Source organism: Massilia sp. CF038 (assembly GCF_900129765.1).
Lineage (GTDB): Bacteria > Pseudomonadota > Gammaproteobacteria > Burkholderiales > Burkholderiaceae_D > Telluria_A.
In genome coordinates this window covers 1,465,535-1,489,163 of record NZ_FQWU01000002.1, presented here as the reverse complement: position 1 = coordinate 1,489,163, position 23,629 = coordinate 1,465,535, and the positions used below count along the sequence as shown (strand labels likewise).

The following is a 23,629-nucleotide window of genomic DNA, read 5'->3' as shown; positions in this document are numbered from 1 at the left end:
GCATTTTAATTCGGCGCCCTCTGGTCTGGTAAAATAGTTGGCTCAGTACTATGTGCAACGCCGCCCGCATTCTCAATCCACAGACTCGAAGCTGACCGACCCATGAAACCTACGCTCCCCACCACCCTGATGGCCAATGCAATCCGCGCACTGGCAATGGACGCTGTTCAACAGGCAAATTCTGGCCACCCAGGCATGCCAATGGGGATGGCGGAGATCGCCGTTGCGCTGTGGGCCGGCCATTACCAGCACAACCCGGCCAATCCGAAGTGGATCAACCGCGACCGTTTCCTGCTCTCGAACGGGCATGGCTCGATGCTGCATTACGCGCTGCTGCACCTGTCGGGCTACGCCCTGACCATGGATGACATCCGCGCCTTCCGCCAGATGCATTCCAAGACCCCGGGCCATCCGGAAGTGGACATTACCCCCGGCGTGGAAACGACCACCGGGCCGCTGGGCCAGGGCATTGCCAACGCAGTGGGCATGGCCTTGTCGGAATACCTGCTGGCAGCCGAATTCAACAAGCCTGGTTTCGACGTGGTTGACCACTATACGTACGCGTTCGTGGGCGATGGCTGCCTGATGGAAGGGATTTCGCACGAAGTGTGCGCCCTGGCTGGCACCTTGAAACTGAACAAGCTGATTGCCCTGTACGATGACAATGGCATCTCGATCGATGGCAAGGTGGAAGGCTGGTTCACCGACGACACCCCGGCCCGCTTCGAAGCCTATGGCTGGAACGTGATCCGCGCGGTCGACGGCCACAACGTGGCGGCGGTGGACGCGGCCATTGCCCAAGCGAAGGCATCGGACAAGCCAACCCTGATCTGCTGCAAGACCATCATTGGCAAGGGTTCGCCCAACCTGCAAGGCGGCGACAAGGTGCACGGCGCCGCGCTGGGCGACAAGGAAGTGGCGGCCGTGCGCGAGCACCTGCTGTGGACCTCGGTGCCGTTCGAGATCCCAGCCGAGGTGTACAGCGCCTGGGACGCCAAGGCTGCCGGCGCCAGCATGGAAGCAGCATGGAATGACAAGTTTGCCGCCTACCGCGTCGCGCATCCAGCGGAAGCTGCTGAACTGGAACGCCGCATGACCGGCGCCCTGCCGGCCAATTTCGACGCCGTGCTGGCTGGCGCGATTGCCGCCTGCGTGGACAAGAAAGAAAACATCGCCACCCGCAAGGCCAGCCAGAACGCGATTCAGGCGCTGGCCCCGGCGCTGCCCGAGTTCCTGGGCGGCTCGGCTGACCTGACCGGCTCCAACCTGACCAACTGGAAAGAGTGCGTGGCACTGCGTTCCGGCAAACCTGGCAACCACATCAACTACGGCGTGCGTGAATTCGGCATGAGCGCCATCATGAATGGCGTGGCCCTGCATGGCGGCTTCATTCCGTTTGGCGCCACCTTCCTGACCTTCTCGGACTACAGCCGCAACGCGCTGCGCATGGCCGCGCTGATGAAGCTGCGTTCGATCTTCGTGTTCACGCACGACTCGATCGGCCTGGGCGAAGACGGCCCGACCCACCAGTCGATCGAACACGTGTCCTCGCTGCGCCTGATCCCGAACCTGGATAACTGGCGTCCTTGCGACACGGTTGAGTCGGCTGCTGCCTGGGGCGCCGCCGTGCGCCGCCAGAACGGCCCGTCGACCCTGATCTTCTCGCGCCAGAACCTGCCTTACATGGAGCGCAACGCGGCCCAGATCGCCGACATCGCGCGCGGCGGCTACGTGCTGCAGGATGCGCCGAACGCCAAAGTCATTCTCATCGCCACCGGTTCGGAAGTCGAACTGGCGGTCAAATCGGCTGCCGCTCTGAAAGAGCAGGGCGTGGCCGTGCGCGTGGTTTCGATGCCGTCGACCGACGTCTTCGACCGCCAGGATGCCGCCTACAAGGCAAGCGTGCTGACGCGCGGCGTACCACGTGTGGCCATTGAAGCCGGCGTGACCGATTTTTGGTACAAGTACGTTGGCCTGGAAGGCGCCGTGGTCGGCATCGACACCTTCGGCGAATCGGCCCCGGCACCATTGCTGTTCAAGCACTTCGGCTTCACGGTCGAGAACGTCGTGGCCAAGGTCAACATCGTATTAGCGGCGTAAGGTCCGCCAGCTGTCCCTTTTTCTTATCAATCAGGAGCTTAGTATGACGATCAAAGTTGCAATCAATGGTTATGGCCGCATCGGCCGCAATGTGCTGCGCGCCTTCTACGAAGGTGGCAAAAAGCAAGACATCCAGATCGTGGCCATCAATGACCTGGGCGACGCCAAGTCGAACGCCCACCTGACCCGCTATGACACCGCGCACGGCAAGTTCCCTGGCACCGTGACGGTCGATGGCGACAACATGATCGTCAATGGCGATTCGATCCGCGTGTTCGCACAGCGCAACCCGGCAGAAATTCCATGGGGCGAGCTGGGCGTGGACGTGGTGCTTGAGTGCACCGGCTTCTTCACCACCAAAGAAAAAGCCTCGGCCCACCTGAAGGGCGGCGCCAAGAAAGTCATCATCTCGGCACCAGGCGGCAAGGACGTGGACGCGACCATCGTGTTTGGCGTGAACGAAGGCGTGCTCAAGGCATCGGACACCGTGATCTCGAACGCGTCCTGCACCACCAACTGCCTGGCCCCGCTGGTCAAGCCGCTCAACGACGCCATCGGCCTGGAAACCGGCCTGATGACCACCGTGCACGCTTACACCAACGACCAGGTGCTGTCGGACGTGATGCATGAAGACATGCGCCGCGCCCGTTCGGCCACCATGAGCATGATCCCGACCAAGACCGGCGCTGCCGCTGCGGTGGGCCTGGTGCTGCCGGAACTCAACGGCAAGCTGGACGGTTTCGCGATCCGCGTGCCGACCATCAACGTGTCGCTGGTGGACCTGTCGTTCATCGCCAAGCGCGACACGACGGTGGATGAAGTCAATGCCATCATGAAGGCGGCAGCCGAAGGTTCGCAAGTACTCACTTACCAGACCGAGCCGCTGGTATCGATCGACTTCAACCACAACCCGGCGTCGTCGAACTTTGACTCGACCCTGACCAAGGTGTCGGGCCGTCTGGTGAAAGTGTCGTCGTGGTATGACAATGAGTGGGGTTTCTCGAACCGCATGCTGGACACCACCGTGGCGCTGATGAACGCGAAGTAAGCGTTTGATGCTGTCGACAAAAACGCCCCTCGGGGCGTTTTTTTTTGCGCGCCGTTTGGCCTTTGCATTGCCTAGCCGTTTGGCGCGCTATGGGTCGCGGCGTCGCACCGCCGCCTTCGCGAGGACGCCGTCGGGGCTGTTCTCAGTGCCAGGGCAGTGTTTTTTTTGAGACACCATCAGTTCAAAATTTAACATTTTAGGGGTTTACACGACACATTTATCGATTCTGCATGCTGCCGTCCCGTCACAATTGCCTATTTGTCAGCGTTCATGCGAAATTCGAGGGTCATGCATATATGTATGAATCCCGCAACCTTTCGCGCAGCCTTACCCAGGGTGCCAGCATGGAGCCACATGAACAAGCAACTCGTCCTCAAGCAAAGTGTCATTGCCGTCGCCTTGGCTATCGCCTCGAGCCATGCGGCAGTCGCGCAGCAAAGCGATACCAGCAATGCCGGTACGGTGTACATCACCGGGTCCAACCTGAAACGCACCTCCAAAGAGGGCACGGCGCCCATCCAGGTCATTACCGCGAAAGACATCCGCGACTCCGGCGCGGCCACTGTCACCGAACTGATGCGCCAGGTGCCCGCCATGGGCTCGGACCAAAACCTCGATACCAATGACGGCAGCTTCTCGCGCGGGGCGTCGACCGCCTCCTTGCGCGGCCTGTCCTCGACCTCGACCCTGATTTTGCTCAATGGCCGGCGCATGACCCCGGCTGCCTATGCCGATCCGAACAACGGCAACTCCACGCTCTACGACCTGAACGCGATTCCTCTGTCGGCGCTGGACCGGGTGGAAATCCTGAAGGATGGCGCGTCTGCCGTGTACGGCTCCGATGCGATTGGCGGCGTGATCAACTTCATCACCAAAAACAATTACAAGGGGCTGGAAGTGTCGGCCCGCGCCAGCGGCAACGACGATGGCAACTTTGCCCGCAAAGGCGCCAACTTCTTCTGGGGCATGGGCGACATTGACGACGATGGTTACAACGTGTTTGTCACCGCCGATGTGTCGCAGCGTGACCGGGTGGGGCGCGACGAAGTGCGCGATATCGAATATGAGACCGCCAAGTTTTTGAACAACCGCTACGCGACGCCGTACGGCAGCACGGTCTCGGCCTACCCCTCGTTTTACCGCGAAACGGCGCCGGGCAGCGGCAACTTTGCCGTCAACCGCAACAACATGGCGGCCCGCCTGGTGACCAGCACCAATTGCGATCCCTCGCGCTTGCTCACGGGCGCGGCCAACATGGGGCTGGCCACCACCAGCGTGTTTTTTGGCCGTCAGTTCTGCAATTTCAACACCAATCAATTCCTGGAAGGCACTGGCGCCGGCAAAGATGCCAGCATGATGGCGCGGGGCGTCATGAAGCTCGGCGGCGGCATGAAAGCGTTTGCCGAAGTGGCGTACACCCGCAGCGCGCGCGATTACACCGGCGCGCCCATCACGCTGGGCCAGGGCGTGACCACCAACTTTGCCAGCGACAGTGTGGTGGCGCCGTACCAGACCATTTTGCCAATCGGTCACCCCGACAACCCGTTCCCGGCCGCACGCGCCTCGATCGGTTACCGCTTCGAGAACCTGCGCGGCGGCACCCGCACTGTCAACAGCAACACGCGTCTGGTGACTGGCATACAGGGAAGCAACGCCGGCTGGGACTGGGAAAGCGCCGTGCTGTACAACGGTTCGCAGCGCGACGACATTACCTACGGTCGCCTGTTCTTGCCAACCCTGCGCAAGATCAACGCTGGCGCGTCAATCGCGTCGGTCGCGGCCGATCCGAGCTTGTCGCATGATGTCCTCAACGACAACATGGCGTCCATTTTGCACTGGGACGTCAAAGCCAACACCACCTTCGGCCAACTGGCAGGCGGCGCCATGGGACTGGCGGTGGGTGCCGAGGTGCGGCGTGAAAAGCTGACGATGACGCCAGATCCCTTGTTGGGCAGCGGTCAGATCTTCGGCTTGGCCAATTCGGCCATCGATGGCCAGCGCGATGTGAAATCGATGTTTGTCGAACTGCGCACCCCATTCCTGAAAAATTTCGAGATGGATTTTGCAGGCCGTGCTGACAAGTACCCCGGCATCAAGACCAACTTCGTACCCAAGGTGGGCGCCAAGTGGACCGTCACGGAAGGGTTTGCCGTGCGCGGCACTCTTGCCCGTGGCTTCCGCGCGCCAGCGCTGAACCAGGTCACGCCAGGTGGCTCCCAATTCTTCGAGTCCGGTATTTATGATCCACGCCGCTGCGAGATCGACGAGAGCACGCCAAAGCCAGGCGCCACGGAAGTCGATTGCAACAAGACCGCAGGCGGTGTGGGCGGTGCCAATCCCGATCTGCAGCCTGAAAAATCGAAGAGCGTCTCGCTGGGCTTCTTGTATTCGCCAACGTCGAGCATGGATTTCGGCATCGATCTGTACAAGATCCGCAAGGAAGGTGAGGTGGCGCTGGGCAGTTCCTTCGAAGCCCTGCGCAACGAGGACACCAATCCAGGCGTGGTACAGCGCGACCAGAACCCGGCCAACCTGCTGCGCGACAGCAATGGCAATGCGATCCCTGGCACGGGGCCCCTGCTGTTTGTGCGCCTGCCGTGGTCCAACCAGGGCGCCACCGAAGTGCAGGGCGTTGACTTCGATGCAGCCTATCGCCGCAATCTGGGCGAGTGGGGCGCGTTCAGCGCCAAGCTGACCTCGAGCTACCTGCACAAGTACACGCTGGCGCAACATCCGGGCGACGTGGAGCACAATCTGGCGGGCTATCAGGCCGGGCTGGTGGACTGGAATCTGTCGAGCGGCATTCCGCTGCCGCGCTGGAAGACCAATTTGTCGACCACGCTGACCAATGGCGCGCATTCGTTCAACGCCAGCATCAACTTCGTGGGTGCGGTCTCGCTGCTGCGCAAATATGATGCCGATACCACCTACGAGCAGCCATTCTGCCACTATGGCACGCGCCAGGGCAGCGAGCCGAATCGGGCGGCCGGCAATCCGAACTACGAGGCATGGTTCCCGAAATGCGAGGTCAACAGCTGGACCCGCCTGGGCGTGGGCTATACCTATACCGGCATCAAGAACCTGAGCTTGAATATCAATATTCAGAACTTGCTTGATACCCCGGCACCGTATGATCCGGGCTTCGGGACCAGCACCACCACCGGCGCGCCTTTGGCCGGCTACAACGAGGGCTTGCACAATCCGTATGGCCGCTATTTCTCGTTGGTGGCGAAGTACACGTTCTGATCTGACGGACCGTGTATGACAAAGCCGGCTGCGAGCCGGCTTTGTTTTTTGCACTTTGCGCCTGCCGCATTGGCACTGCCGGGTGCGCGACTGTGGGGCATCGCGTCTTATCTTGTCTCGTTTTGTCCCGTTTTGTCCCGTTTTGCCGTATTGCGCGTGCGCTTAGGAAAAGCGCGACCAAATGAGGCAAAACGAGACACAACGCGACCGAAATAGACACGATGCCGCACAGGGCGCGGCGGCGTCCCTGGGACAGGCCGATGGCAAGGTTGGCCGTGTGGGCAGCCTACCCAGGCAATGCCGGCGGCAAGATCGAGGTCCACAGCAGGCGCACCTGGGTGGCATGCTGGGCCACCAGCGCCGGATCCAGGCGCGCATTGTCCTGCCCCTGCAAGCGTAACTGGTGCTGCAAGCGGCGCATGGCGCGGTAGGCATCGCCCACGGCCTGGCCCAGCGCCGCGTCAATCAGGCCGAGCTCGCCGCACATGCGCAACAGGGCAATATTGCCGAAGTTCGCAGTCAGCTGCGGATACTGCGCCGCGTGGCGCAGCACCAAGTACTGCACGATGAATTCGATATCGATCATGCCGCCCTCATCGTGCTTGAGGTCGAACAAGGCCGTGCGGTTGGGGTAGGCATCGCGCATCTTCTTGCGCATCTTGAGCACCTCGGTCCGCAGTTCCTCCGCCTGGCCGCCGCGGTCCTTGCGCAGCACGCGTTCACGCACGGCCTCGAACTTGTCCCCAATGGCGGCTTCGCCAGCACAGAAACGGGCCCGCGTCAGCGCCTGGTGCTCCCACACCCAGGCCGCATTTTCCTGGTAGCGCTCGAACGCCTGCACCGACGACACCAGCATGCCGGAGGCACCGTCAGGCCGCAGCGCCGTGTCAATGTCGAACAGGATGCCGGCCGAGGTGTGCGCCGTCATCCAGGTGATGAAGCGCTGGGCCAGCTTGGCGTAATTGCCGGGCGCCTCCTGATCGTCGTCGTCAAACAGGAAGATCACGTCCAGGTCGGACACATAACCGAGTTCCTTGCCGCCCAACTTGCCATAAGCGATGACGGCAAAGCGCGGCACCTCGCGGTGGCGGGTGGCAATGGTCTTCCAGGCAGCGGCCATGGTGGCGGCCACGATGGTGTCGGCCAGCGCCGACAGATAATCAGCCAGCTTTTCCACCGACAGGTCGCCCGCCAAGTCCTGGGCCAGCAGGCGAAACAGCTGCGCGTGGTGGGCTTCACGCAGAATATCCATCTGGCGCTCGGTGTCGCCGTCGTACTGGTCCAGCTGCACCTGCAGTTCCGCCGCCAGCGCCACGTAGTCGGGAGCGGCATTGCGCACGCGGTCGTCCAGCAGTTCGTCCAGCACGATCGGGTGCTTGGTCAGGAAGGTGGCGGCCCAGCCGCTGGCGTACATCATGCGGATCACGCGCGCCAGGGTGTGCGGGTATTCGGTCAGCAGCGACAGGTAGGCCGAACGGCGGGCAATGGCTTCAAAGAAATCCAGCAGCCGGCCCAGCGTGGCGCTGGGACTGCCCACCGCACTGTCGGCGGCGGTGGCGGCAATTTGGGGCAAAGCGGCATTGACCAGTGCCAGCAGACGCGTGCGCGACGCTTCCGGCAGCGATTGCAGGCGCGGGCTTTGCCAGGTGGCCATCAGGCGCTGGGCCGCGGCGCCCGGGTTGTCAAAGCCCAGTTCGGCCAGGCGCGCCTGGATTGCTTCCTGGCGGTCCAGGTCAGCCAGCGTGCTCGACGATTGCGGGTCGACCTGTTCGCCTTCCTTGCCGTTCTTGTCGCTGAAAATGGCATCGAACTGTCCGGCGACAAAGGCGCGGTGTTCGGCCAGTTGCGCCAGCAAGGTGGCGCAGTCGGGCAAGCCCATCATGCGCGCCACGGTGTGGCGGTCGGCCTCGCTCACTGGCAGGGTGTGGGTCTGGGCATCGTCCAGGTACTGCAGGCGGTGCTCCAGATTGCGCAGGAAAGTGTAGGAGCCCAGCAGCTGGTCCACGGTGGCCGCCGGCAGTAACTCCTTGTCGGCCAGCACGCGCAGCGTGGCGCGGGTGGACCGGTCGCGCAGGGCGGCGTCACGTCCGCCGCGAATGAGCTGGAATACCTGGGCCAGAAATTCAATCTCGCGGATCCCGCCGCGCCCCAGCTTGACGTTGTTACTGCGGTCCGGATGCAGGCGCTCCTGCCGGTCAACCTCGGCGCGAATCTGGGCGTGCATGTTGCGGATCGCGTCGATCACGCCAAAGTCGAGGTAGCGCCGGAACACGAAGGGGCGCACGATCGCATCCAGGGCGGCAATGTCGGCGGCGGTGCCGGTGACAGCGCGCGCCTTGACCCAGGCATAGCGCTCCCATTCGCGCCCCTGCACGATCAGGTATTCCTCCACCATGTTCAGGCTGGCCACCAGCGGCCCCGAAGCGCCGTTCGGGCGCAGCGCCATGTCGACCCGGAAGGCAAAACCGTCTTCGATGATTTCCGACAGGCCGGCAATGAGCTTTTTGCCCAGACGCGTAAAGAATTCATGGTTCGATAGCTGGCGCTGGCCCGTTTCCACCGCCGTTTCGCCGTCTTCCGGGTAAACGAAAATAAGGTCGATGTCGGAAGAGACGTTCAGTTCGCCGCCCCCCTGCTTGCCCATGGCCAGTACCATCATGTGCTGGGGCAAGCCCGATTCGTAGCCCATTGGCATGCCGTGGCTGGCCACCAGCTCGCTCATGGCGGCGGCCAGCTGGGTCTGGATGGCAAAGTCGGCAAAGGCGGTCATGCTGGTGACCACCTCGTGCAGGTCGGCCTGGCCGTCCAGGTCACGCCGGATCAGGCCGCACACCAGCAGGTTGCGCAGGCGCCGCAGAGCCCGCGGCAGGGGCAGGCCGCTGGCGCCTTCTTGGGCCAGCGCTTGCGCCAGGTCCAGCTGGGACAGGGGCGCCTGGACCAGGGCATCGAGGGCGCCGGCGCGGCCCGGGTCGGCCGCCAGCCAGCGTTGGTAAAAGCGCGAAGCGCCAGTCAGGGAGGGGGAGGTCATGGGAGCGATGGTAAGGCGCGTGCGGCGCCGACGCAAGTCTCGCCAGACTATTAACATTCAGAAACAAATGACAATCCAAAGTGGCTCAGGGAAAGTCTGCGATGGGGTAGAATTGGGCCGCACTCCGGCGCAGGCGGCGGCGACACCTTTTTCAGCTTATTGATGCACAACCAAGAACAACACGCCGATCACCTCCACCTCGCCGACCTGCACCTGGGCAAGCGCTGGCACCGCGCGCGCGCCGCGTACCGCATGGCCAATGTGGCGTCGCACCATGTGCTGGGGTTTGTGATCAAGCTGGCGCTGCTGGCCTACTTCCTGTTTACCTTCATTTTCCTGTTCCTGCGCTACGCGATTCTGCCCAATATCGACTATTACAAGGCCGATATCGAGCGCCAGGCCACGCGCGCGCTGGGCAGCGAGGTCTCCATCACGCGTATTTATGCATCCTGGCAGGGCTTGCGCCCGAATCTGTTCCTGGGCGACGTGATTGTGCGCGACGCCCAGGGCCGCCAGGCGCTGTCGTTGCCGAGCGTGTCGGCCACCCTGTCCTGGTGGAGTGTGCTGGCCGCCAGCCCCCGCTTTGACAGTCTGGAAATCATTCGCCCCGACCTGGATATCCGGCGCGACCCCCAGGGGCGCATCGCTGTGGCAGGGATTCTGCTGGACAACAAGCCGGGCAAGGGCGGTGGGGGCGACTGGATCTTGTCCCAGCGCGAGGTGGTCATACGCGAAGGCACGCTGCGCTGGACCGATGAATTGCGTGGCGCGCCGGAACTGGCGCTGGGCAACGTCAACCTGCAATTGCTCAACCGCTGGACCCATCACCGCTTCGGGCTGCGCGCCACGCCGCCGGCCAGCCTGTCCGGACCGCTCGACGTGCGGGCCGACTTCCGCCATCCGCGCTTTGGCGCGCGCGTGTCGGACGTGGCCCAGTGGAGCGGCGAACTGTATGCCGACGTGGCCGGCACCGACCTGGCCGGCTGGAAGGCGTATGTCGATTATCCTTTCCAGATCAGCAGCGGCAAGGGCGCAGTGCGCGCCTGGCTGACTTTGCACCGCGCCAAGCTGGCCGCTTTCACGGCCGATCTGGCCCTGGTCGATGTCAGTGCACGCCTGGCCCCCGACTTGCCGCCCCTGGCGCTGGCGCGCGTGGCCGGTCGCCTGTCCGCCAGCGAAACCTTCCCGGACGGCAGCAACCGCGACCAGCCTGTGTTTGGCGCGAACGGCCACACCATTGCGCTCGACAATTTTTCCCTGACCACCACCGACGGCCTGACCCTGGCCCCAACCTCGATCAGTGAAGCCTACACCCCGGCGCGGGACGGCCAGGCGGAAAAATTCCACCTGAGCGCGCGCCAGCTCGATCTGGCCACCCTGGCCAAGCTGGCGGTGCAATTGCCGCTGCGCGCCTCGCAGCGCCAGATGCTGACCGACTTTGCCCCGCGCGGCAGCCTGAGCGATTTTTCCGCCAGCTGGAGCGGCAAATACCCGGCCATTCGTTCGTATCGGGTCAAAGGGCGCCTGACCGGCCTGGGCATGAACGCCCAGCCGGCCCGCCTGGCGCAGCCGCGGCGCGGCAATGAGGCTGCCACGGCGGCGCTGCCGGCCATCCCCGGATTCGACAATTTGTCCGGCAGCATCGATGCCACCGACGTGGGCGGCACCTTGATACTCGATGCACGCGACACGGTGCTGCAGCTGCCAGCCTGGTTTGACGACCCGGCCATGGCCTTTGACGAACTCAATCTGCAGGCGCGCTGGAGCTTTGCGGCCAAGGACCAGTTGCTGGTTCAGCTCGATAACATGGCGCTGGTGCAAGGCCCGCTGCGCGTGACCCTGTCCGGGCGCCACCAGTTGCCGCTGGCCGCCCCGCCAGGCAAGGGGGCCGGCATGGCGGACCTGAGCGGCACCATCAATGGGTTTGACGCCAAGACCCTGGGCCGTTACCTGCCCCTGCAAACCCCGCCCGGCCTACACGACTGGCTGGTGGGCGCGATTCAGGATGGCACCCTGCATGACGGCAGTGTGCGCCTGCGCGGCGACCTGGCCCAGTTCCCATTCCGCGGTGACAAGCCGCAGGGGGAATTCCGGGTAGCCGGCCGCATTGAAAATGGCGTGCTGAACTACACCCCCAACCATTTTGCTGCCGACGGCAAAGCGCCACTGTGGCCGCTGGCCGAGCAGATCAACGGACACTTGCTGTTCGAGCGTTCGCGCATGGAAATCACGGCGGAGACGGCCAGCACCCTGGGCGTGCCGCTGACCAAGGTCAAAGCGGTGGTGGCGGACCTGGGCTCGCCCGATCGCACCCTGGAGATCGAAGGCAGCGCCGCCGGGCCGATGCAGGATTTCCTGCGCTATGTGGATGCCTCGCCCGTGGCTGGCTGGATCGGCCATTTCACGGAACCGACCCGCGCCACCGGCAACACCAAGCTGGGCTTGCGCCTGCAATTGCCGCTGACCCATTTGCATGACGCCAAAGTGCAGGGCTCGCTGCAATTGCTGCGCAACGATGTGGTGCTGTTCCCGGAATTGCCGCCCCTGCAGGCCGCGGTTGGCAAGCTCGACTTCACGGAACAGGGCTTGACCCTGAGTGGGGTCGGCGCCAGCGTGCTGGGCGGGCCGCTGGCCCTGACCGGCGGCTCAACCCGCGAGAGCGGGGTGGCCATCCGTCTGAGCGGCAGCCTGAGCGCCGACGGCATCCGCCGCAATTACGCGGCCCCGGCCATGGTGCCCGTGGTCAGCCGCCTGCATGGCAGCGCCCGTTACACCGGCTTGATCACGGTGCGCGATGGCTTGCCCCAGATCACGGTCGACTCGGCGCTGACCGGCATGGGCCTGGAATTTCCCGCCCCGCTGGCAAAAGCGGCAGCCGACGCCATGCCCCTGCATTTCACGCTCAATGGCATTGCGGCCGGCGAGGGCGTCAGCCGCGACGACATTCGCATTGCCCTGGGCAGCACGGTGGCCGTGCGCTACCAGCGCCAGAAGCTGGGCAAGGGGGCGTGGGAAGTGAAAAGCGGCGGAGTCGGCGTGAATGTGCCGGCCCCCGAACCCGATGGCGGCATGATGGTCAATGTCAGCCTGCGCGCCCTGAATGTGGACCAGTGGATGACCCTGGCCAGCGCGGTCAGCAATGCCAAGCCGGAACCGGTGGCGGCAGGCGCCGCGCCTGCGATGAGCCTGGCGCAGTATGTGGTGCCCGACGTCATGGCTGCGCGCGCGGACCAGTTGACCATTGCCGGCCGCAAGCTCGACAACGTGATGGTGGGCGTGTCGCACCAGAACCAGACCTGGCAAGCGAGCATCGATGCGCGCCAGGTGGCCGGCCACCTCAGCTGGGACGAAGGCGCTGGCGGCCAGGGCCTGGGCAAGGTCACTGCGCGCCTGGCCGCGCTGGTGATTCCCGAATCGTCCGCTGCCGACGTCAAGGATTTGCTGGAAGACACCAAGAGCCCGGCAGCCACCATTCCCGCGCTCGACATCGTGGCCGAACGCTTCGAGCTGTTCAACAAACCCCTGGGCCGGCTGGAGTTGCTGGCCAATAATGAACGCACGGCAGGCGGACGGGAGTGGCGCATCAACCGCTTGCTGCTGGCCAATCCGGACGGCACCTTGCACAGCACGGGCAGGTGGGCCAGCCGCGATGGCGTCAGCAGCACCAGCATCAATTTCGAGCTGGAGATCGATGACGCCGGCAAGCTGCTCGACCGTTTCGGCTTCCCCGATACCTTGAAGCGGGGCAAGGGCACGCTGTCAGGCGACCTGGCCTGGAATGGGGTGCCATATTCGCTGGATATTCCTTCGCTCTCGGGCAAGATCGACATGAACCTGGCGTCCGGCCAATTCCTGAAAAAAGACCCGGGCGCAGCCAAGCTGCTGGGCGTGCTCAGCCTGCAAATGCTGCCGCGCATCCTGAAGCTGGACTTCCATGATGTGTTTTCCGAAGGCCTGGCCTTTGACGGCATCACGGCCAATGCCACCATCACGCGCGGTCTGGCGCGCACCGACAACCTGAAGATGTGGGGCGTGGCAGCAACGGTGCTGATGGATGGCACGGCTGATATTGCAAACGAGACCACCAACCTCCATGTGGTGGTGATCCCGGAATTCAATCTGGGCACAGGGCCGCTGGTTTATGCCCTGGCGGTCAACCCGGTGATTGGGCTGGGCAGTTTCCTGGCCCAGCTGTTCCTGCGCGAACCGATGATGCGCGCACTGACGTATGAAATGCAGGTGACCGGGCCGTGGAAGGCGCCGGTCGTGACCAAGCTGGCCGGGGCGCGCGCCACTGCCGCCGCCGAGCCCGGCACCGCTGTCCCGGAAGGAAAAACACCATGAGCATGGTAGCCGCCGTACAAATGATCAGCACGCCAGATGTGGCAACCAATCTGGCTGCCGCGCGCCGCCTGGTGGCCGAAGCAGCTGCCACCGGCGCCCAGCTGGTGGTGCTGCCCGAATACTGGCCCATCATGGGCATGAGCGACGTCGACAAGGTGGCCCTGGCCGAGCAGCCCGGCAGCGGCCCCATTCAGGACTGCATGGCCCAGGCCGCGCGTGAACACGGCATCTGGCTCATTGGCGGCACGCTGCCACTGGTGTCCACAGACGCCGGCCGCGTGCTCAACACCACCCTGGTGTACGACCCGCAGGGCAAACCGGTCAGCCGCTACGACAAGATCCACCTGTTCGGCTTTACCAAAGGCAGCGAGGCGTACGACGAAGCGCGCACCATCGTGCCGGGCGAGTCGGTGATGGTATTCGATGCGCCCTTTGGCCGCGTTGGCCTGGCTATCTGCTACGACCTGCGTTTCCCGGAACTGTTCCGCGCCATGGGCGAGTGCACGCTGATGGTGGTCACGGCCGCGTTCACCCACACCACCGGCCTGGCCCACTGGGAAGTGCTGCTGCGTGCGCGCGCCATCGAAAACCAGTGCTATGTGCTGGCGTCAGCCCAGGGCGGCACCCACCCGAATGGGCGCCGCACCTTTGGCCACAGCATGCTGATCGACCCGTGGGGCGAGATCAAGGCTGTGCTGCCCGAGGGCGAGGGCGTGATTAGCGGCAGCATCGATCCGGCTTACCTCGCCAGCGTGCGCGAAAGCTTGCCTGCACTCAAGCACCGCAAGCTCTGAAGCGCCCCCACCACAGGGATATGGCACAATGCCAGTTCATTGATGAAAGAGTCTTGCCATGAAACCGTTCGAACCGAATCTCTCTTCCCTGGCCGTGGCGCGCGACGTGCTGCTGACCCCGTTTGGCCTGGATGAAGGCAAGCTGCTCTCGACCCTGGGCACGATGTTTACCCACAAGGTCGATTACGCCGACCTATATTTCCAGTTCACCAAAAGCGAAGGCTGGAGCCTGGAAGAAGGCATCGTCAAAACCGGCAGCTTCTCGATTGACCAGGGCGTGGGCGTGCGCGCCATTTCCGGCGACAAGACCGCGTTTTCCTATTCCGACGAAATTTCCGAGCGCGCCTTGCTCGATGCCGCTGCGGCCACCCGCACCATCGCCAAGGCTGGCGCTGGCAAGATCAAGGTGGCCTCATCCATGACGGAAGTGGGCGGACGCTCGCTCTATCTGCCGAACGACCCGCTGGCGTCACTGGATGCCACGGCCAAGGTCAAGCTGCTCGAGCGCGTGGAAAAAATGGCCCGCAAAAAAGACCCGCGCGTGGTGCAGGTCATGGCGGGCCTGGCTGGTGAATACGATGTGGTGCTGGTGGTGCGCAGCGATGGCGTGCTGGCCGCCGACATTCGGCCGCTGGTGCGGGTGTCGGTTACCGTGATCGTGGAACAGAATGGCCGCCGCGAAATGGGGTCGTCCGGCGGCGGTGGCCGCTACAGCTATGGCTACTTCAGCGACGAGATCCTGGACAAGTACGCGACCGAAGCAGTCAAGGCCGCCGTCGTCAATCTGGATGCGCGGCCGGCGCCGGCCGGCCCCATGACTATTGTGCTGGGACCAGGCTGGCCTGGCGTGCTGCTGCACGAAGCGATCGGCCACGGTCTTGAAGGCGACTTCAACCGCAAAGGGTCATCGGCGTTTTCGGGCCGCATTGGCGAACGCGTCGCGGCCAAGGGCGTGACCGTGGTCGACGACGGCACCCTGGCCGACCGCCGCGGTTCGCTCAACATCGATGACGAAGGCAATCCGACCCAGTGCACCACGCTGATTGAAGATGGCATCCTGAAAGGCTATATCCAGGACACCATGAATGCGCGCCTGATGAAGATGCCGGTGACCGGCAATGCGCGGCGCGAATCGTTTGCGCATTTGCCAATGCCGCGCATGACCAATACGTACATGCTGGGCGGCGACAAGGACCCGGAGGAAATTCTGGCCTCGGTCAAGAATGGCTTGTACGCGGTCAACTTTGGCGGTGGCCAGGTTGATATCACCAACGGCAAGTTCGTGTTCTCGGCCAGCGAAGCCTACATGATTGAAAACGGCAAGGTGACTTACCCGGTGAAAGGCGCGACCCTGATCGGCAATGGCCCGGACGTGCTCAACCGCGTCTCCATGATCGGCAACGACATGCGCCTCGATTCGGGTGTGGGCGTGTGCGGCAAGGAAGGCCAGAGCGTCCCGGTAGGCGTCGGCCAGCCCACGCTGCGCATCGAAGACGTGACCGTCGGCGGTACAGCTTAAGCCAGCCAACACCCCACATCGTCCTCGCGAAGGCGGGGACCTATAGCACGTTACCGAAGTCGTTCAGCGTGCTATAGGTCCCCGCCTCCGCGAGGACGATGTGCGTTTACGCTGGCGTTTGCGCTCAGAACTTGTACGTTCCCCGCACGTAGAAAGTCCCGCCCAAGGATCGTAGGTCCCCGCCAAGGGGGGCGCCGAGCCCGAGGACGATGTGCGTTTACGCTTGCGTTTGCGCTCAGAACTTGTACGTCGCCCGCACGTAAAAGGTCCGCCCTAATGGATCTGTATACCTCGGATCGTACCCCTGCTGGAACGTGGTGGTCTGATTCGTGTACGGCGGATCATCATCGAGCAAATTCTTCACCCCCGCCGTCACGTCCACCGACGGATTGCCTGAATACGTTCCCGCTAGCGACCAGATCGAATAATGATCAACCCGCTGCTGGAACTGCTGCTCCACCGCATTCTGGTCGGTGTACCCCGACAAATAGCGGTTGGACAGTGTGATCGTCCATGGCCGCGACGACCACGACAGCGTGGCGTTATGGCGCCAGCGGAACACCGGCGAAGCATCGGCGTAACGCCCCGCATTTTCGGTGAAGGGCCCGCCTGGCTCGTTCTGATAATCGTACTTCTGCACCCAGGTGCCGTCGATGGCCAGCGAGAAATTGCCCCAGGGGTTTTGCGGCAAGCGCCACAGCAAGCTCAGGTCGACCCCACGGGTGCGGATCTCGCCCAGGTTGGTGGTGGTGGCCTGCACGTATTCCAGGCGCGTGTTGGCCGCGTTGTAGACAAACAGATTGCTGTACTTGGGGTAGTTGCCAAACAGCGTTTGCTCGGCCAGCGCACTGATCTGGTCTTCCAGCTTGATATCCCAGTAGTCGGCCGACAGTGTCAGATTGCGCGTGGGTTCGAGCACAATGCCGGCGGTGTAGGTGCGCGATTCTTCCGGCTCGACTTCCTGATTGCCGCCCTGGCGGATATTTTGCTGCTGGTTGCAGACCACGTTGGGATTGGCGCCGGCCACGGCCGTGCCGCCAGGGCACAGCACCGGATCATCCCAGGGCTCGGCCGTGTTGGTGACCGTTTGCGGCCCATAAATGTCATACAGCGTGGGCGCGCGGAAGCCCGTATTGTAGGAACCGCGCAGCAGCACTTGCTGTGCCGGCTGGAAGCGTACCCCGATCTTGGGACTGAAATTGCCACCGACGTCGGTGTAGTAGTCGTAGCGGCCGGCCAGATTGACTTCCAGCGCCTTGCTGAAGGGCATATTGACCTCGCTGAAGATGGCGCGGATGGTGCGGCTGCCGCGCTGGTCCTGCGCATCGGCAAAGCCGGAACTGGAGGCCTGGCCAGCGAGCTCGCGGTTGACGGTATACGTGGCCTTGTCGTGGCGCAGTTCGCCGCCGATGGCAAAACCGAGCTGGCCGCCGCCCATTTCACGCAGATCGCGGCTGGCCTTGAAGTCGAACGCGCTGCTGTTGATGCGCGCCCTGAGGAAGCGGCCCGCCAGCAGGGAATTGCCGAGGAAGGCGGTGCCTTCGGGCGTTTGTTCGCCGAAGGGATTGAGAATGCCGGCCCCGACGCCTTCAATGATGCGCTGGTCGATGACATAGCCGCCGGTGAAGGCGCTGCGGGCGCGCCCGACCGAATGCGACAAGCCTGTGTTGTAGTCCCAGCCCGCCATGCTGCCTTCCATGCTGGCCAGCACCCGGTCCGACATGCTGACATCGTAGGTGACGCGGTTGCCCGTCACCAGCGGGCGCCAGCTGATGTCCAGCGGCTCGCCCGTCAGGCCAGCCACGGCGGGCGTAATGCCGGCGCCCGGGTAGAACGGGCTGCTGCCGTACATGGTCAGACCAATATTGGCCAGCGGCGGCGGCGACACGGCGGCTTCGTTGTTGCTGCGGCTGTGCAGGTATTCCAGACTGGCGGTATGCTCGTCGCCAAACTTTTTGCTGAAGCGGCCCAGGAAGGTTTGCTGCGAGGTTAGCGGAATGTTGTCGATATAGCGGGTGAAGTCGAAGCGGCAGGTGGGATTGGTCGGGTCGCTGTTGGGAATTGAGCCTGGCGGCAGGCAGCCTGTGGCGTAGCTGGGGTTGCCCGAAATGCCGTTTTCGGAAAAGAAGTTGGCAGGGAAGGGCGTGCCGCTGGTCTGGATCACGCCGCGTTCGGGGCGCACGCCGGTGCTGGAAAATGGCCGGTCGGCCGCGCGCAATGCCGCCTGGCGGTGGTAGTCCACCACGCCGAGCACATTCCAGCCATCGGCGTTCAGGTCGCCCCAGCCACCGGTAAAGTTCAAACGCGCTTCGTCGCCGCCGCCGGACGCGGTCGGCACATATGCTTCGGCCGTGATGCCCATGCCTTTGTACGAACGCTTGGTGATGAAGTTGACCACGCCGCCAATGGCGTCGGTGCCGTAGATGGCGGAGGCGCCGTCGCGCAGAATCTCCACCCGGTCCAGGGCGGCAATGGGAATGATGTTCAAGTCCACCGTATCGGCAAAGAAGGGGTGGTTGGCCAGACGCCGGCCATTGAGCAGCACCAGGGTTTTGTCGCCGCCCAGGCCGCGCAGGTCGGCCACGCTGCGCCCGCCGGTGCCGGCCCCGACCGACTGGCTGCCGCTGGTCGAGGTCTGGTTCATGGGTATGGTGGCCAGTACTTCCTGGGCCGTGGCCAGGCCCTGCTTGGCAAAGTCTTCGGCCCGCACCGAGGTGATGGGCAGCGCTGTTTGCGCGGCCAGGCGCTTGATGGACGAGCCGGTGATTTCGACCCGCTGTATGGGTTCGGTGGTGGTCTGCTGCGCCTGCGCCGGCAGTGCCAGCAAGGCGGCGCTGCAAGCCGCACTGCCGGCAAACAACTTGCGCAGCGCGAGGGAAAGCGTGGTTTCGGTCATGATGGAGCTCCAGGGAAAGAGGAAGGCGCGCCCGTCGGATCGGGCTTGAGCAGCCGAGTCTTGCACTGGGATTGGCGTGCCGTCTGAGCGGGATCAAAGGTGGCTGGCATCGCGCGCACTTTGTGGGAAGGCCGCAACCGCTTGTGCCAAAGCGCGGCGGCAGCTGACCACAAAGGCCTTGCCAAGGGGCAGGGAATGTGTGCTATAGTCGTTGCAACACATTTCCGATCACGCCATGCGCCACGCTGTTTTCTTTACCTGCCACTTTTACTTTAGCCATTCCAACCTCAGGGCGGTGGAGTAGCGGCAGGTTCACGTAGCAACGACGAGATCCAGCAAGAATCCAGAAAAACCGCCAGCGATGGCGGTTTTTTTTTACCCAATTCGATTACCCATCACGGAGAACACCATGCCACGCACCGACGACCTTCGCATCCGCGAAATGAAGGAACTGACGCCGCCGTCCCACCTGATTCGCGAGTTTGCCTGCGGCGAAGCGGCCGAGCAGACCGCTGCCGGCGCGCGTGTGGCCTTGCATCGCATTCTGCATGGCCAGGACGACCGTCTGATGGTGGTAATTGGCCCTTGCTCGATTCACGACACCAAGGCCGCGATGGAATACGCGCACCGGCTGGCTGCCGAACGCCAGCGCTTTGCCGGTGACCTGGAAATCGTCATGCGTGTGTACTTTGAAAAGCCGCGCACCACGGTGGGTTGGAAAGGCTTGATCAACGACCCGTACATGGACAACAGTTTCCGCATCAACGATGGTCTGCGCATGGCACGCGAACTGCTGCGCGACATTAACGAACTGGGCCTGCCCGCCGGTACCGAATTCCTGGACGTGATCAGCCCGCAGTACATTGCCGACCTGATCAGCTGGGGCGCGATTGGGGCCCGCACCACTGAATCGCAGGTGCACCGCGAACTCGCTTCTGGCCTGTCGTGTCCGGTGGGCTTCAAGAACGGTACTGATGGCAACATCAAGATCGCCGTGGAAGCGATCAAGGCTGCCTCGCAGCCGCACCACTTCCTGTCGGTAACCAAGGGCGGGCACTCGGCCATCGTCTCGACCAACGGCAACGAGGATTGCCACATCATTCTGCGTGGTGGCAAGACGCCCAATTTCGATGCTGCCAGCGTCGAGCTGGCTTGCCAGCAGATCGCCGCGCAGGGCCTGGCCTCGCGCCTGATGATCGACGCCTCCCATGCCAACAGTTCCAAGAAGCCCGAGAACCAGGTGCCGGTGTGCGCCGACATTGCCAACCAGGTCGCTGGTGGCGATACCCGCATTGTGGGCGTGATGGTGGAATCGCACCTGGTGGCCGGACGCCAGGATCTGGTGCCGGGCAAGGAGCTGGTGTACGGCCAGTCGGTAACGGACGGCTGCATCGACTGGGACAGCAGCGTGCAAGTGCTCGAAGGCCTGGCGGCAGCCGTGCGCCAGCGCCGCTTGCGCCAGGAAGGCTGAGCCGCAACTACACCGTCCTCGCGAAGGCGGGGACCCATTCCACATTGAACAACTTCGGTAACGTGGTATAGGTCCCCGCCTGCGCGAGGACGATGCTGCAAAAAAAAAGCCCGGCAACTTGCGTTGGCCGGGCTTTTCAACGTCTGGCGCCCTAGGGCGCCAACGATCAAATTTTGTCAGCAGGGGCGGCTGCCGCTGGCTTGCGCACAGGCAGGCGCGAACCCGTCGCGTATTCTTTGCTCGCATTTTCCTGTGGCTGCGCTGCCGTGTCCGTCGGGGTCGTGGCGCAGCCGGTCATCAGCACACTTGCTGCCAGCGTCATCAGCGCGGCGATGCGCATTGCATTGTTCTTCATCTTGGTCCTGTGGTGGGATCGTTGTACACCGACAGCGACATGCCGACGGCTCTGCAGTGTAACTGTTTGTGCAACATTTTATGTGCGAACTTTGTCGCGAAAGTATAAAAAAAGGCCCCTCGAAAGGGGCCTTTTCATGCAACGGACTAACTTAGAACGAGTAGCTCGCGCGCAGGTACAGAGCGCGGCCGACCGGGTCGGTGTAACGCGCATCGTAGCCTTGCTGGAACAGCGTCGACTGGATGGTCAGCGGTGGATCTTCGTCCAGCAGGTTTTTCACGCCAGCCATCAGGCTCAGGCCCTTGATGCCTTCCCAGGTACCGGTCAGGTTCCACAGGCTGTACGCATCGACGTCACGGGTGCCGCCTTGATCGCGGTAGCCAGTCTTGTAGGCGTTGCTCAGCGTCGCGCCCCATGGACCTTGCTTCCAGCCCAGCGACAGGGTGTGCTGCCAGCGGAACTTGGCGTAGGTGGCGCCGAAGCGGCCTACGTTTTCGTCAAAGGCGCCGCCTTTTTCGTTCTGGTACTTGTAGCTGTGCAGCCAGGTGCCGTCCAGCGACAGGGTGAAGGCACCCATCTCGGACTTCGGCAGACGCCACATCGCGCTCACGTCGATACCGTCGGTTTCGACTTCGCCCAGGTTTTCCTTGAAGTCGGAAATGGCGAACGGCGTGCCATCCGGATTACGCAGGAAACGCGCCTGGTATTTCGCGTAGTCGCCGTAGATGATTTCTTCCGGCAGCGCGTCGATCTTGTCTTTCAGCTTGATGTTCCAGTAGTCGGCCGTCAGGGTCAGCGCCTGGGTTGGCTCGAACACGGCACCGAAGGAGAAGGACTTCGATTTTTCCGGGCTCAGGTTGGCATTGCCGCCTTGCAGCTTGAACTGTTGCAGATCGCAATCGCGCAGTTCGTTGGCGATCGGATTGTTGGCAACCACGCCGCCTGGGCACAGGATCGGATCGTTATACGCGTTGCTGGTGTCGTTTTTCGACGGCGGCGCGTTTTTCTCGAACAGGGTTGGGGCACGGAAGCCGGTGCTGGCCGAACCGCGCAGCAGCAGGGCGGTCGATGGCTGGTAACGGATGCCGATCTTCGGGTTGGTGGTGTTGCCAACGTCGCTGTAGCGGTCGTAACGGGCCGCCAGTTGCACTTCCAGTTCCTTGGTCACTGGCATGACCAGTTCGGTGAACAGTGCCTGGATGTTGCGCGAGGCGCCGGTCGACAGCGAGCCGGACAGACCGGAGCTGGCGGCCTGGCCTGCGATGTCGCGGTTGACGAAGAAGTCAGCCACTTCACGGCGTGCTTCCGCACCGAACGCGACGGCCATCTGGCCGCCCGACATTTCCATGATGTCGCGGCTGGCCTTGAAGTCGAAGCCGGTGTTTTTCACTTCGGCGTTCTGGACCTGGCCGCGCAGGGCGGTGCTGGCCAGGTAAGCGGCGCCAGCAGCGTTCTGCAGACCGAACGGATTCAGAATGCCGTTGGCCACGCCAGCGGCGAAGGACGCATCCTGGACGTAACCGCCAATGAAGTTCTCTTCCGATTTGCTGACCGAGTAGTTCAAGCCACCCTTGTAATCCCAGCCGGACAGATTGCCTTCCATGGCAGCGACGATGCGGTCTGCTTTGCCTTTCGACAGAATCGTGCGCTGGCCTGCTTCCAGTGGACGCCAGTTGACCGACAGGGTCGCGCCGCTGGCGGCAGCCGGGTAGTAAGGGCTGGTGTTCGGCAGCGCCAGACCGGTTTGCGGCGGTGGGGCGGTGCGCGAAATGACTTCGTTGGTTGCATGCAGCACTTCAACGGTGGCCAGGTGGCCGTCGCCGACCTTGAACGCACCCTTGACGAAGGCGCTCAGTTTTTTCTGGTCCGGATTGTCATCGACCTGGCGGGTGTAATCCTGGCGGCAGGTGGTGGCGCCCGCTGCCGGGTTAGGGAAGGAGTACGGCGGGTTGCAACCGGTGGCAAAGCTTGGATTGCCGGTGGTGGCAGGGCCGCCCGGGATCAGGCCTGGATCCTGGTAGTTGGCCGGGAAGGTGGTGCCGCTGGTGGCGTTCAGGCCTTTGGCCAGATCGTAACCGGTCTTCGAGAATTCGCGCTGCTGCGAGCCAATCGATTCTTGCTTGTGCCAGTCGAGCACACCGAAGATGTTGAAGCCGTCGGTGGCCAGGTTGCCGAAGCCGGAAGACAGGTTGACGCGCTCTTCATCGCCGCCTTGCTGTTTCGGGCGCAGCAATTCAGCGGTGATGGTGGTCTGGTTGATCGATTTTTTGGTGATGAAGTTGACCACGCCGCCGATCGCATCGGTACCGTAGATCGCGGAAGCGCCGTCACGCAGCACTTCAACGCGGTCCAGGGCGCTGATTGGAATCATGTTCAGGTCGACTGCGGCGCCATCGTAAGGATGGTTGGCCAGACGGCGGCCGTTCAGCAGCACCAGGGTCTTGTCGCCGCCCAGGCCGCGCAAGTCGGCGCTGGCCATGCCGCCCGTTGGCAGGCCGCTGTAGTTGCCGCCCACGGCGTTACCGGCACCCATGCCGGACTGGTTGGCAGGGATGCGCGACAGGGCTTCCTGAACGTTGGTCACACCTGCCTTGACGAATTCTTCTGCTTTGATTACGGACAGCGGGGTGGCTGTCTCAGCTTGCAGACGCTTGATCGATGATCCGGTGATCTCGACGCGTTGCATGGTCGGCGCTGCTTCTTGGGCAATCGCTGAAATACTCATCACGGCCCCAGCGGCAAACATGGCTTTCAGGGACAGCGACAACACAGTTGGCTTCATCATTACTCAAACTCCCGTGGGACAAAAAAGCTATGGAAGCATTGTG

At 63.1% G+C, this 23,629-nt stretch carries 11 protein-coding genes; 7 read left to right on the top strand and 4 right to left on the bottom strand.

Annotated features, from left to right (window positions below):
• Positions 1-102 precede the first annotated feature (102 nt).
• The 3 genes from tkt to BUC24_RS17060 all read left to right on the top strand — a co-directional run bounded on the left by tkt (position 103) and on the right by BUC24_RS17060 (position 6,394).
• Positions 103-2,100, top strand: a complete 1,998-nt coding sequence (tkt, locus tag BUC24_RS17070) for a transketolase (protein WP_073218783.1) — start codon at positions 103-105, stop codon at positions 2,098-2,100.
• A gap of 43 nt (positions 2,101-2,143) precedes the next feature.
• On the top strand, positions 2,144-3,148 hold the full coding sequence (gene gap, locus BUC24_RS17065; RefSeq protein ID WP_073218780.1) for a type I glyceraldehyde-3-phosphate dehydrogenase: 1,005 nt from the start codon (positions 2,144-2,146) through the stop codon (positions 3,146-3,148).
• A 354-nt stretch (positions 3,149-3,502) separates the two neighbouring features.
• Complete coding sequence (locus BUC24_RS17060) at positions 3,503-6,394, top strand: TonB-dependent receptor plug domain-containing protein (RefSeq protein WP_073218777.1); 2,892 nt, start codon at positions 3,503-3,505, stop codon at positions 6,392-6,394.
• A gap of 286 nt (positions 6,395-6,680) precedes the next feature.
• On the opposite strand, the gene glnE is transcribed toward BUC24_RS17060, so the two are convergent.
• On the bottom strand, positions 6,681-9,422 hold the full coding sequence (glnE, locus tag BUC24_RS17055; protein ID WP_073218775.1) for a bifunctional [glutamate--ammonia ligase]-adenylyl-L-tyrosine phosphorylase/[glutamate--ammonia-ligase] adenylyltransferase: 2,742 nt from the start codon (positions 9,420-9,422) through the stop codon (positions 6,681-6,683).
• A 162-nt stretch (positions 9,423-9,584) separates the two neighbouring features.
• Here glnE and BUC24_RS17050 point away from each other — a divergent pair, with 162 nt between their 5' ends.
• From BUC24_RS17050 to tldD, 3 genes are read left to right on the top strand one after another with little or no spacing between them, the layout of a single operon-like run.
• Positions 9,585-13,766: a YhdP family protein gene (locus tag BUC24_RS17050; RefSeq protein WP_073218772.1), complete on the top strand. Its 4,182-nt coding sequence runs from the start codon at positions 9,585-9,587 to the stop codon at positions 13,764-13,766.
• Entirely contained in the window at positions 13,763-14,560 is a 798-nt protein-coding gene (locus BUC24_RS17045) for a carbon-nitrogen hydrolase family protein (RefSeq protein WP_073218769.1), read from the top strand. Before BUC24_RS17050 ends, BUC24_RS17045 begins: the two co-directional genes overlap by 4 nt.
• Positions 14,561-14,618: 58 nt before the next feature.
• The gene (gene tldD / locus BUC24_RS17040) at positions 14,619-16,079 is read left to right on the top strand and encodes a metalloprotease TldD (protein ID WP_073218767.1); all 1,461 of its coding nucleotides are present in this window, start codon (positions 14,619-14,621) and stop codon (positions 16,077-16,079) included.
• A 235-nt stretch (positions 16,080-16,314) separates the two neighbouring features.
• On the opposite strand, the gene BUC24_RS17035 is transcribed toward tldD, so the two are convergent.
• Positions 16,315-18,975 (bottom strand): TonB-dependent receptor, encoded by a 2,661-nt coding sequence (locus tag BUC24_RS17035; RefSeq protein WP_073218764.1) that lies wholly within the window; start codon positions 18,973-18,975, stop codon positions 16,315-16,317.
• Positions 18,976-19,384: 409 nt separating this feature from the next.
• Here BUC24_RS17035 and aroG point away from each other — a divergent pair, with 409 nt between their 5' ends.
• On the top strand, positions 19,385-20,446 hold the full coding sequence (aroG, locus tag BUC24_RS17030; RefSeq protein ID WP_073218761.1) for a 3-deoxy-7-phosphoheptulonate synthase AroG: 1,062 nt from the start codon (positions 19,385-19,387) through the stop codon (positions 20,444-20,446).
• A gap of 166 nt (positions 20,447-20,612) precedes the next feature.
• Here aroG and BUC24_RS17025 read toward each other — a convergent pair whose 3' ends face one another.
• Both BUC24_RS17025 and BUC24_RS17020 read right to left on the bottom strand, forming a co-directional pair.
• Positions 20,613-20,801 carry a hypothetical protein gene (locus BUC24_RS17025; RefSeq protein ID WP_073218759.1) on the bottom strand — a complete coding sequence of 63 codons (189 nt, stop codon included), beginning with the start codon at positions 20,799-20,801 and terminating at the stop codon, positions 20,613-20,615.
• A 151-nt stretch (positions 20,802-20,952) separates the two neighbouring features.
• Positions 20,953-23,586: a TonB-dependent receptor gene (locus tag BUC24_RS17020; RefSeq protein WP_073218756.1), complete on the bottom strand. Its 2,634-nt coding sequence runs from the start codon at positions 23,584-23,586 to the stop codon at positions 20,953-20,955.
• Between the last annotated feature and the right edge of the window lie 43 nt (positions 23,587-23,629).

Bases quoted from the DNA above. Each gene is read 5' to 3' on its own strand.
- tkt (WP_073218783.1), top strand. From the start codon at position 103: ATGAAACCTACGCTCCCCACCACCCTGATGGCCAATGCAATCCGCGCA.
- gap (WP_073218780.1), top strand. From the start codon at position 2,144: ATGACGATCAAAGTTGCAATCAATGGTTATGGCCGCATCGGCCGCAAT.
- BUC24_RS17060 (WP_073218777.1), top strand. From the start codon at position 3,503: ATGAACAAGCAACTCGTCCTCAAGCAAAGTGTCATTGCCGTCGCCTTG.
- glnE (WP_073218775.1), bottom strand. From the start codon at position 9,422: ATGACCTCCCCCTCCCTGACTGGCGCTTCGCGCTTTTACCAACGCTGG.
- BUC24_RS17050 (WP_073218772.1), top strand. From the start codon at position 9,585: ATGCACAACCAAGAACAACACGCCGATCACCTCCACCTCGCCGACCTG.
- BUC24_RS17045 (WP_073218769.1), top strand. From the start codon at position 13,763: ATGAGCATGGTAGCCGCCGTACAAATGATCAGCACGCCAGATGTGGCA.
- tldD (WP_073218767.1), top strand. From the start codon at position 14,619: ATGAAACCGTTCGAACCGAATCTCTCTTCCCTGGCCGTGGCGCGCGAC.
- BUC24_RS17035 (WP_073218764.1), bottom strand. From the start codon at position 18,975: ATGACCGAAACCACGCTTTCCCTCGCGCTGCGCAAGTTGTTTGCCGGC.
- aroG (WP_073218761.1), top strand. From the start codon at position 19,385: ATGCCACGCACCGACGACCTTCGCATCCGCGAAATGAAGGAACTGACG.
- BUC24_RS17025 (WP_073218759.1), bottom strand. From the start codon at position 20,801: ATGAAGAACAATGCAATGCGCATCGCCGCGCTGATGACGCTGGCAGCA.
- BUC24_RS17020 (WP_073218756.1), bottom strand. From the start codon at position 23,586: ATGATGAAGCCAACTGTGTTGTCGCTGTCCCTGAAAGCCATGTTTGCC.